The following is a 10,060-nucleotide window of genomic DNA, read 5'->3' as shown; positions in this document are numbered from 1 at the left end:
GACAAGTCCCATGCTGCCGTACTCCGACACCTGAAAGCAGCATTATTACCGCGTTATTAAGGGACTGGTCCGGCGCCAGAGGCAACTGCAAATGATTATTTATTGTCAGCCGAAGAAAGTGCGTTCACGCTGCTAAAGCTGTCACCACTGACTGCGCACGCCCCAATTCCTTTGCCTCGTATAAACTCTTGTCGGCAGAATTGTAAGCATTTTGGAACGAAAACGGCTGATCGCCACAGAACGTGGCGCCAATACTGACGGACAAAACGACCTCAGACCCCTTATACTTTACGTTGGTGTTCAAGGATTTGCGCAATCTCTCTGCAAATCTAGCCAGATCATCTTGATCGATAGCGTCGATCAGTACAGCGAACTCTTCTCCGCCAAAGCGGGCGGCGATATCGCTTTTTCGAGTCTGATCGGCCAGCTTTTGACTAACGATACGCAAAACTTCATCACCGGCATCATGGCCAACAGCATCGTTGATTTTCTTGAAATGATCAATGTCGATCAACAACAGCCCTTTGCGAGTTTGGCGCTTGGCTTCGACCGCAGACGCCACATCCATGAACTTGCGTCGATTGGGCAGGGATGTCAGGACATCCGTATTAGCGGCCATGTTTAGCTGGCGTTCACGGCGTCCACGCCGCTGCTCAGTTTCCATCAGTCGTCCAAAGATCATCACATTCACCAAAGTGAGAAGGCTTAGATACGCAACAATTTCAGCTTTGTTCGGGATGGGCACTAAAAGCATCATGTTAATCGGGATGATCAAAACGGCGGCGAGGGTGAGCCAGTCCGTAGTCGTGCGCCTGTTTTTTATACTATTGCGTGAAACCTTCCAAAAGCTCGCCAGCGTTGCCGTTGCCAAAATCATAACGCAACCGAGAGGCACTCCGGCTCCCCCTATCCAAAGCCGCATGAATGCGGTTATTACAGCAGCGACTGCAGCCGATATGGGGCCGCCGAAGACCGCCGCGATGCCGATGAATGCATTCCGACCATCCGCCTGATAACCATTGATAATCTCAATTGGTTGAGCCATCAAAACAGCTGCTGCCGACCCCATGACGACGCCAACCAACGTATGCCTCAGGATCCGGTTTTCAATATGGCGCTGCAACAAGCCATAGAGCAAGGTCGCAATGGCCATAGAACCAACTGCGTTGAACGAAAACAATAAGGCGTCTTTCAACACTATACATGATCCTCAATCAGGGTTCGCCAGATGCTCGAAGCTTGCGATCCGTGACGCGCAACAGAGCTCGCCATATTCAACTTCACGTTGTCGAAAGGCGATTCCGTGACTGAATTGCGGCTATTCTTTGTCCCAAAGGAGGACGTGTCGCCTTAGCACTCGTATACTTTCCCGTTTAGTAGTATTATGCGCCTTGTTGTTGGCCAAGCCTACCTGCCTTTTAACGCCTGGGACGGGGCGCTCCCTATCCACCTACTGAGCAAACCGTGTGAGCGCGCAAGCGGCGTGATTACCACAGACCTCAACTTGAGCGGACTGGTTACGGTCTTTAGCCCCTCTCGGCGTTTGCATGCAATCGCCTGCCGGGCAATGGATGCCCAGACGACCACCGCTTTGCTTGATCCCCTGACATTCCCTCCGAAGCGGTCGTTCGCGAAGACGCAGCGCGTGTTTGGCCCTAATTTCTGATCAGAACAGCCGCCAACCGGTGTTTCTTCCATGGGGTTTTATACGACCTTCAAGCCGGGCTACCCAGTCACTCAGGCTGCTGCAGCACGATTGAGTTTTGGAATGACGGCGTCGACGAACGTGTCCATCGTTGCTTAACCCATATCCACGACCTTGGCACCTTCGCCATGGATAATCCTCCCGTCGGTGATGCCGAGCACGTTTAGAATGGCCTCGAGGTATCGCGGGATAAAATTGAGGTGGTTTATGGGCGAGGCCTCGCCATAGACGCCGCCGGACGCCAGCACCACGGTGGCTTTCTTGCCGATCAGCAGTCTCTGGCCATCGAAGCCAAGCGTTACGCCCTTGCGCACAATGTGATCGATCCAGGCTTTTAGGCTGGCCGGGATAGTGTAGTTGTAGACCGGCGTGGCCATGACAACCTCGTCAGCTGCCAGCAATTCGGCAACCAGCGCGTCCGAGAGACGCAGTTGCTCGGTCATCCCCGGGTATGGGCCTGCGGAGGCATGAAATAAGCCGATAGCCACGGCATGGTCACATGCGGCAGCGCATCCACGGCGAGATCGCGCCGCACGACCGCACCGTCCGGGTGCACTTCGAGCCAATTGGCGACAAGGCGTTTGGTCAGCTGACGGGAAATCGAAGCATCGCCGCGCGCGCTGGTTTCGACAACGAGAAGGTGGGGCATGGTGTTCTCAAGATTTAGGCTGAATAGCCGGAACAGGTGTGAACACCATAGGACTCTATCTAGCGACGGTGACATTGGCCCCTCGGCTAATCCAGTTTGAGGTAGACTTTGGCCCAACCGAGAGGACCAGAGATGAAGCGCAGCAGGTTCACCGAAGACCAGATCATCGGCATTCTGAAGGAGCACGAGGCCGGCGTTTCCGTCGCCGATCTGTGCCGCAAGCGCGGCGTCAGCGATGCGACCGTCTACAAGTGGAAGGCCAAGTATGGCGGAATGGATGTCAGCGAGGCCAAGCGCCTGAAGGGGCTCGAGGACGAGAACGCGCGTCTGAAACGGCTGTTGGCCGATGCGATGCTGGATAATGCCGCGCTGAAAGACCTCCTAGGAAAAAATGTATGGTCCGCCCCGCTATTGCAAGGTTTTTGTGTGTGACGCACCGGCTTGCGTAAATGTATCCGGCCTCTGATCAGTCAGCCGCTTTTGGCGACAAGGCCTTGATGAGATCCGCCCCTCGGGTTCCAGATTAGAGGAACGGGATCACGTCCCGTTTTTTTTGCGTGTGGCTTACCCGTGGTCGATCAACCGTTTGGTCATCACGTCCTCTGCAATGGGTTTGCGGTAAAGGATCAGCTCAGGCTGCCGCGCCTTTTGACCGCAGGTAGACGGTGCCGAGTTGCGTGAGTATGGCCCAGACGATCCGGGTGAGCTTGTTGGCTAAAGCAACGACGGCCCTGTTGCGATGGGTTCGGGCTTCCAACGCATTCAGCCAGCGTCCCAAGGCATGGCTTTCGCGGTTCAGGTGCAAGAAGCAGGATCGCGCCCCATGGATGATCAGACGGCGCACATATCTGTTTCCGCGCTTGCTGATCCCCAGAAGGGTCTGCTTTCCTCCCGTCGAATGCTCCGCTGGAACAAGCCCAAGCCATGCCGCCATGTCCCGCGCCTTGCGGAATTGCAGGCCATCTCCTGCCGCGGCCACCAGTGCTGTTGCACTCAAGGCACCAATGCCGGGAATGGTCAGCAGCCTGCTGATCGTCTCGTCCTCTTTTGCGATCGCCTCGATCGTGGAGGTCAAGGCTTTAACCCGGTTCTCTATATAGGCGAGGTCATCCAGAAGATCAGTGAGCAACACACGCATATTCTGGGTCAGATCGTTGTTCAGATTGCCAAGGTGCCGCCGGATGTCGGCGTGGAAAGCGCCAGCGCCGATACGCATAGCCAGCCCATATTCGAGGCAAAAGGCGCGAGCTTGGTTCATCAAGCCGGTGCGTTGACCCACGAGCCGATCCCGGATGCGGTGAAGTGCCTGTAGGTCAACTTGCGCTGGCGTTCGCACCTCGACATATCGCATGGTTGGCCTCGTCACGGCCTCAGCGATCGCCGCTGCATCGACGGTATCAGTCTTGTTCCACTTCACATAGGGCTTCACGAACCGGGCCGGGATAATCCGAGCATCATGCCCCATATTGATCAGCCTCCGGGCCAACCATTGCGAGCCCGGACATGCTTCCATGCCGATTAAAGTTTTGGGCGCCAGATCGAAGAATGACTGCAACGTCTCGCGCGCAAACTTGGCACTCTGGATCACTGCACCGTCGCGGTTGACGGCAACAACGTGGAATACCTTTTTGCCAATGTCGATCCCATAGGCAAAGGCTTCGGGCAATAGTTTGGTTCGCATCCTTTCTCTCCTTTTGCTTGACGATGCCACCAGAGCATACGCTGGGGTGCGGGGCGGACCATCCCATTAGTGGTGACGCCCGCCGCGAAGCGGCAAGCGGTCGCGCATCTGGTGGCAATTCACGAGATGAGCGATGCCGTTGCCCGGCAGGCGATTGCGAAGCAATCTGCCGAGAGGGGGCGGGCGTGCCGGGTAATCGGCTCTTGCCGGATGACCATGCGGTATGAGGGAGTTCGGCAGGATGACCCCGTGCTGCGCGATCAGCTGAAAGAACTTGCCAAGGCTCGACGCCGGTTCGGTTATCGCCGGCTGCATGTGTTCCTGCGGCGCGAGGGCTTTGATCTCAACCACAAGCGCCTGTTCCGCATTTACCGCGAAGAGCAGTTGCATGTGCGCCGGCCGGGGCGGGCGCAAGCGGGCTATGGGCACACGAGCCCCAATGGTGCTGCCCTTGATGCCGAACCAGCGCTAGTCTCTGGACTTCGTGTCAGACAAGCTGACGGATGGACACCGGTTCAGGATCATGACGGTTGTCGATGACTGCACCCGCGAATGCCTTGCGCTGGTCGCTGACACCTCGTTGTCAGGCGCAAGGGTGGCGCGGGAACTGGCCACACTGTTCGACGCCCGCGGCAAGCCACAGACGGTGGTCAGCGACAACGTCCTAGCTCTGGAACAAAACGCGGTTTTGGGCGTCAGATCACGGGGCATCCGAGCGACCGGATACCTTTGGTAATAGTTGCCCAGGCGGGCTCCGCCGTCAAGAAGTGGTCTCTTCCATAGCAAATACAGGGTCGGCCTGGTTGCCGCCCTCACCGTCCTTAAGACGAGATCCTAAATCCCAAGCGGAAGGCCCGAACATTATCTACGAGGTCGCATCATGCGCCTCCACGGCCCTTTGAGAGAGAGGTCCTTCCGCCTGGGCTCACCCCCTCAAAGAAGGGGCGATAAGGTTCGCCGGATTTGATCACGGCGTGAATGGTGCGAGCCATCTTGGCTGCGATGGCGGTATATGCCTTGCGCCGAAGATCCGGGTTGTGGCGATCTTGCGCGATGTATCGCTTGAATTTGTCGCGGAAGCTGTTTGCCTTCTTCAGCACCGCCGTCTGCCCTGCCAGCCACAACGTGCGGCGCAGGCGGGCATTGCCATACTTGGATATCTTGCTTCGACCGCGGAACATGCCGGACTGGACGGTGGCCATATCCATGCCGCAGAACTTCAGAAACTGCCGGTGATGAAGAAAGCGGCGCAGGTCGCCCGTCTCGGCGAGGATGGTCAGGGCATTGATCGGCCCGATGCCCGGAATGGTCCGTAGCAGTTGATAGTCAGGCCGCGCACCGAGCAACTCCACAGCCCGATCTTCGATTGCGTTGCGCTGCCGGATCAGGCTTCGCCCTTCAGCTAGCATCATGCGGAACATGCGGATGGCGTCCGAATCCGGCGACACGGGCAATCCTGTCGACACCTTTGCTGTCTCGTAAACATCTGACAACAGGAGAGACTCTCAACCTTGCGCCCAACCACTTCCCACGCAGCCTGGATGAACTCCACCTTGGTCATGGCGCTGATCATGTGCGGAGAGGGGAACATCTCGAGAAATGCCAGGAACCAATCGGTGCGCGAACTCCGGTGGAAGCGATCGGCTTCCGGGAAGTAGAGCGGCAAGTAATGGGTCAGGATGCGGTGCCACATCTCGGTCTTGGACCGCGACACGGCATCATCGGTCTTGGACAACTCTTGAACGTCGTTCGTGCCGGCCACCATCGGGTCCTGGGAGATCTGCACCGACCCGATCTGCAGCATGTGCAATATGACTTGGGCATCCTTCGGATCGTTTTTGTCCCAGCTGTTGTGCAGCGCCTCGCGTGTGCGGGCCAAAGCGACCGAAGACGCCAGCTTCAGGTCGAACCCGGCGACGCCCAGATGATACATCAGCACCCGATGATAATTGCCAGTTGCCTCAAAACCGATCCGGACGGGCAGGCCGTATTCACGCAAGATCGCGATGAGCCGCATGAAGTCATCCGTGCTGTTGGTGATCGTCAGGCGTCGACGACGCGCCTTGCCCGGGACGGCAATCAGCACCTCGTGCCGGTGTTTGGAAATGTCGATGCCTACCAGAACACGGGCATCCGAAGTATGCTCAACCTTGGCCATAGCCGATCTCCTCTGTGGTGTGGTTCGCAAAACCATCATAGAGACCCGCCGGTGATGGCCGCCTGCTGCGCAATTTTGGAGGCTGCGCAGCCGGCCATAACCTTCAACGGCGCGTCATTCCCAACATGCTACGGGACCGAGTTCACCTCGAACGCGATTCTGAAGTTCGTGGGATGATCGTAAGTTTGACTGGCACTATATCGCCCCGGGCAAGCCGACCCAGAATGCCTTCATCGAAAGCTTCAATGGTCGACTGCGCGACGAACTCCTGAATGAAACCCTGTTCCCCTGAATCACGCCTGCGTCACGCTCGCCGCCTGGCGCATCGACTATAACACGGAACGACTCCACTCCCGCCTCGGATGGCAGACCCCAGCCGATTTTGCCCGAACCTTCATCCCACAACGGGGCCCGATGCTGCGCAATCCGCAAAGCTCCGCGCCAGCCCCCGTTGCCCAACCCGCCCAAATGGGCAAAACTCAAACACGGAGTCTCGCCCACGCTGGATAAAAGTTGGGGGCAACGTCAGTGGACACTAGGTCAACATGATCTCGCGGACCCGAACGCTGAGTGAGAAGTCGGCTTGCTGTGCTTCGAGAACTCATAGCCAGCGGCCAAAACAGTTTCGTTCTCAAGAGGTTGCATTATCGCCTTTTTCGACAGGCGACGGTGGGGTTGGGAAAGAAATGCGTTTTTTAAAAGACTGCGCGTCAAACGGCTTTCATTGCCGGAATATCAAGTGTCGACCAGCTCTCGCGTCAAGTTATCGGCAAAGTCAGTTTGGCAGTCGTACCGGGTCGCCGTTCAGAATATTCGATGCTTCCGCCCAACGTGCTCGCCATCGCTTTAACCAACTTAGTCCCAAGCCCAGTCCCTTGTGGCCGCTGGTCTAGTTTGCGACCAACGCCATCGTCTTCCACAAGCAGCTCCGCTGGGCCATCACCTATGCGCTTGAGCGTGACTCTGATTTCGCCGCCCCCGCTCGGATATGCGTATTTGAACGCATTGGTGACCCACTCCGACGTGATAATCCCGAGACTGACGCTTTTATCGGTCGGCAAGGACAAAGCGGCGATAGTTTGTTTCAGCGACGCTTGATGTCCGGCGTCACGCATGGAGATTTCCAGTTGTCGTAGCAAGCTGGACAAAAACCCGTCTAGAGCCACGGACTGAACTTCACCGGAAACGTACAGTTCCTTATGTACAAGGGCCACTGCGTTGATCCTAGTTTGAGCTTCGGCCAATGCTTCTTGGGTGTCTGTGCTCGTTGTCGCACGACTCTGCATCCCAACCATTGCCGCTACAAGAGCCAGACTGTTTGACACCCGGTGGTTAACTTCGAGCAACAATATTTCCGCTCGGTCGCGCGCCGCTGAAAGTTCGGCTGTTCGATTTTTCACACGGGTCTCGAGGTCAGAGTTGAGTGCTGCCGTAACATCTCGCGCACGGCGGAGATATCGCACGACGCCGACGATCATAACATACGTGGAAGTAACGACCACAACGATCAGCACCGCTGAAGTCAAAATGATGCGACGTAGCCGGAACAATCCATTTTTTTGAGCGTCGACATTTTCAGTTAAGCGGGCATTCGCGTTTCTGATCATACTGGCTATGAAGACATTCGCCTCATCCATTATAGCCTTGCCACGGTTTGATCTAAAGACGCTCAGAGCTTCCTCGTCCTTACGCTCCCGCTTCAGCGCGATGGTCGTGTCCATTTCTTCGATTTTGGAGTTAATGAGCATGACAAGCCGTTGGGTCGCCGCGCCGTCGCGTTGGCCGGGTTCCAATAGTGTTGTGAGTTTTTGCAGCTTGCGCAGGGCCAAAGCTTTGGCTGTACCGTAAGGGGCAAGGTAAATTTCATTTCCGCTGGCTATATAGCCGCGTTGTGCGGATTCCGCCGCCTGCAGTCCGTAGCGAAGTTCTACTGCTGCGGCCGAGAGTTCTTGTGTCGATAAAGACGTGTCAAACTGCGACTGCGATCGTTCGGCTAGATTGAACGTCACGCCGACAATGAGCAGCAGAGCCATAAAGCCCAGTCCGAGCAGCGTAACAGACAGCCATGTCACGCGCGATCCGCTAACCATGAATCCCAACCTCGCTTTCTGATCCGTCATCGTATGGCATGCACCGGGCATTGGCAGCATCTGCCCTTATACAAAAATTTTCGACAAGCGAACAGTTTCAGCGAAATTTTCCGCCTACCTTGGGCGTGAGAGATCCAGTTGACGAAGAAATGGGACTATGGGTAGATCAATCGCACGTGTCGCCCGTCCCCTGTCGATCAGCCCATCTGTGTGCTCTTACTTAGCGAGGTGCAGGTTAACGCATCCCAGGAGGAATAGAATGCTTACGCCCAAGATTTTTTTTTCATTTTGCCCGAAAATTATGCATCTGGCTTTGCTCGCAACATTGATCATCAATTGCTCGGTGAAAGCTGAGGCGCAGGATGAGCCTCCGGCATAACTAGGTCGGTTATTTTTTCGCAATTTAACCCAAAGGCACCTCTGTGCAGGGCGCCGCCCGGGTTAAAGAAGACGATAGCTTTCGTTCAGGAGAACGAGCGTGAGTTTTTACAGGGGGTTAACTACGGTCTAGAAAGAGCCGCCAGAGATAGGGGCCTTGCGTATAAAAAAATCTCAATTGACAACGATGTGACGAAGGCGGTCGAAATCATCGCCTCGTTACGCGCAGAAATGGTTGGCGCTCTGGTTGCGACGTCGTCCGATCCCACTGCAATTAGCCGCAGTCTGCAGGAGTTCATATGGTCGGGAGGATACGTCGGAACAATCGTGCCTCCACCTGCGACGTTGCTGCTCAATGCGCCTCAATACGCGACGGGCAAAGAGCTCACCGATGCGGCAGTTTCTCACATCATGACGCACCTCGGCGGAAAGGCTAAGGTCGTCCTGCTCACTCAAGATTCGATGCAGTTTCTCGCGCCGAGATTTGTCGCGATGCGTGACGGTTTGGGTGGACTTCCCGGCGTCACAATCGTTGCCGACATCACGCCAAATCCGGTGACCAAGCAAGGCGGGTTTGACACGATGAAGATCATTCTGTTGGCCGAACCTGATATCGATGTTGTCCTCGGAGGTGACGCTGTTGTGCTTGGCGCACTAGAGGCGTTGCGCGCTGCCGGCAAAGCGCGACCAGACCAGTTCTTGGGTGGCATTGACGGGGAGCCAGAAGCGGTGAAAGAGATCAACTCCGTCGGCAGTCCCTACAAAGCCAGCATTGCTTTAGCATCACCGGTGTTTGGCTACGCAATGGGTCAATTCGGGGCCGATTGGCTTGAAGGGAAAAGTATCCCTCAGGCGATGGATATTTTGCCCTTCGCTTTGACCCGTACCAATCTCGCCGAGTATCAAGATGATCTCCTAAATCCGGCTGCTGTGTTTTTCGATATGGAACGCCGGGGAAAATATCTAAAGATGTATGGCAACATTTGTTACGACACTCGTGATCGCTACGTCAACTTTCCCTGGTCATCAGAGTGACGCGCAAGGAAACTGCGCGAGCCAGCCAGCCTGTCATGGCGCTGTATATGGAGTAACATAATCGGGATTTTTCAAAGCAGCCCCGCTCGGCTCAATGAACGCTAAGGCCCGCACCGGCGGATGTTCACATTGGAAGCTCTACCAAGTTTTGCTACAGCCCGGGTTTCGGCGCGGGCGATGGCGCGTTCAAGCCACTTGGGTAAATCTGCGATGTCATTGCTATCCGGGTGAATCGGATTTCCGATCGAAATTTCGAGATCAAGCGGCGCGCCGCAATCATATTCAGAGTTTTTCTCGTCAAGCAGGTGCTGAACTTCAGCTTCGATCTCATTCGAGCAAAGCGGGGCAGCGCTGTTGGAAACCA

General features: G+C 55.9%; 7 protein-coding genes and 4 pseudogenes. 4 read left to right on the top strand and 7 right to left on the bottom strand.

The window, feature by feature from the left end; genetic code table 11:
* Positions 1–124: 124 nt before the first annotated feature.
* The 3 genes from JWS10_RS01220 to JWS10_RS01210 form a co-directional block, all read right to left on the bottom strand.
* Positions 125–1,198 carry a diguanylate cyclase gene (locus JWS10_RS01220; protein ID WP_299504002.1) on the bottom strand — a complete coding sequence of 358 codons (1,074 nt, stop codon included), beginning with the start codon at positions 1,196–1,198 and terminating at the stop codon, positions 125–127.
* Positions 1,199–1,800: 602 nt separating this feature from the next.
* The gene (locus JWS10_RS01215) at positions 1,801–2,148 is read right to left on the bottom strand and encodes an NAD(P)H-dependent oxidoreductase (RefSeq protein WP_299504000.1); all 348 of its coding nucleotides are present in this window, start codon (positions 2,146–2,148) and stop codon (positions 1,801–1,803) included.
* Positions 2,145–2,354 carry an NAD(P)H-dependent oxidoreductase gene (locus JWS10_RS01210; protein WP_299503998.1) on the bottom strand — a complete coding sequence of 70 codons (210 nt, stop codon included), beginning with the start codon at positions 2,352–2,354 and terminating at the stop codon, positions 2,145–2,147. The genes JWS10_RS01215 and JWS10_RS01210 overlap by 4 nt, the downstream gene beginning before the upstream one ends.
* A 132-nt stretch (positions 2,355–2,486) precedes the next feature.
* On the opposite strand from JWS10_RS01210, the pseudogene JWS10_RS01205 reads away from it, so the two are divergent.
* A pseudogene (locus JWS10_RS01205) lies at positions 2,487–2,744 on the top strand (transposase); the annotation flags it as partial.
* A 241-nt stretch (positions 2,745–2,985) separates the two neighbouring features.
* Here JWS10_RS01205 and JWS10_RS01200 read toward each other — a convergent pair.
* A complete protein-coding gene (locus tag JWS10_RS01200; RefSeq protein WP_299504006.1) occupies positions 2,986–4,035 on the bottom strand; it encodes an IS110 family transposase in 1,050 nt (349 codons plus the stop codon).
* Here JWS10_RS01200 and JWS10_RS01195 point away from each other — a divergent pair.
* Positions 4,025–4,696: pseudogene (locus tag JWS10_RS01195) on the top strand (DDE-type integrase/transposase/recombinase); the annotation flags it as partial. The gene JWS10_RS01200 and the pseudogene JWS10_RS01195 sit on opposite strands and share 11 nt — an antisense overlap.
* Before the next feature lie 217 nt (positions 4,697–4,913).
* Here the strand turns inward: JWS10_RS01195 and JWS10_RS01190 are convergent.
* Positions 4,914–6,193 (bottom strand): annotated as a pseudogene (locus JWS10_RS01190) (IS110 family transposase).
* Between the two features lie 132 nt (positions 6,194–6,325).
* Between JWS10_RS01190 and JWS10_RS01185 the strand changes: the two are divergent.
* A pseudogene (locus JWS10_RS01185) lies at positions 6,326–6,703 on the top strand (transposase); the annotation flags it as partial.
* A 248-nt stretch (positions 6,704–6,951) separates the two neighbouring features.
* Here the strand turns inward: JWS10_RS01185 and JWS10_RS01180 are convergent.
* Entirely contained in the window at positions 6,952–8,265 is a 1,314-nt protein-coding gene (locus JWS10_RS01180) for a CHASE3 domain-containing protein (protein WP_299503996.1), read from the bottom strand.
* 393 nt (positions 8,266–8,658) lie between these two features.
* On the opposite strand from JWS10_RS01180, the gene JWS10_RS01175 reads away from it, so the two are divergent.
* Positions 8,659–9,696, top strand: a complete 1,038-nt coding sequence (locus JWS10_RS01175) for a sugar ABC transporter substrate-binding protein (RefSeq protein ID WP_366943503.1) — start codon at positions 8,659–8,661, stop codon at positions 9,694–9,696.
* A gap of 101 nt (positions 9,697–9,797) precedes the next feature.
* Here the strand turns inward: JWS10_RS01175 and JWS10_RS01170 are convergent.
* Positions 9,798–10,060: hypothetical protein (locus JWS10_RS01170; protein ID WP_299503994.1), on the bottom strand; the 263-nt coding region annotated here is incomplete at its 5' end.

The sequence above is a fragment of the Cypionkella sp. genome (assembly GCF_028290025.1).
Lineage (GTDB): Bacteria > Pseudomonadota > Alphaproteobacteria > Rhodobacterales > Rhodobacteraceae > Cypionkella.
The sequence above is the reverse complement of the archived record's forward strand: the minus strand, read 5'-3'. Positions and strand labels throughout refer to the sequence as shown.

Bases quoted from the DNA above. Each gene is read 5' to 3' on its own strand.
- JWS10_RS01215 (WP_299504000.1), bottom strand. From the start codon at position 2,148: ATGACCGAGCAACTGCGTCTCTCGGACGCGCTGGTTGCCGAATTGCTG.
- JWS10_RS01210 (WP_299503998.1), bottom strand. From the start codon at position 2,354: ATGCCCCACCTTCTCGTTGTCGAAACCAGCGCGCGCGGCGATGCTTCG.
- JWS10_RS01200 (WP_299504006.1), bottom strand. From the start codon at position 4,035: ATGCGAACCAAACTATTGCCCGAAGCCTTTGCCTATGGGATCGACATT.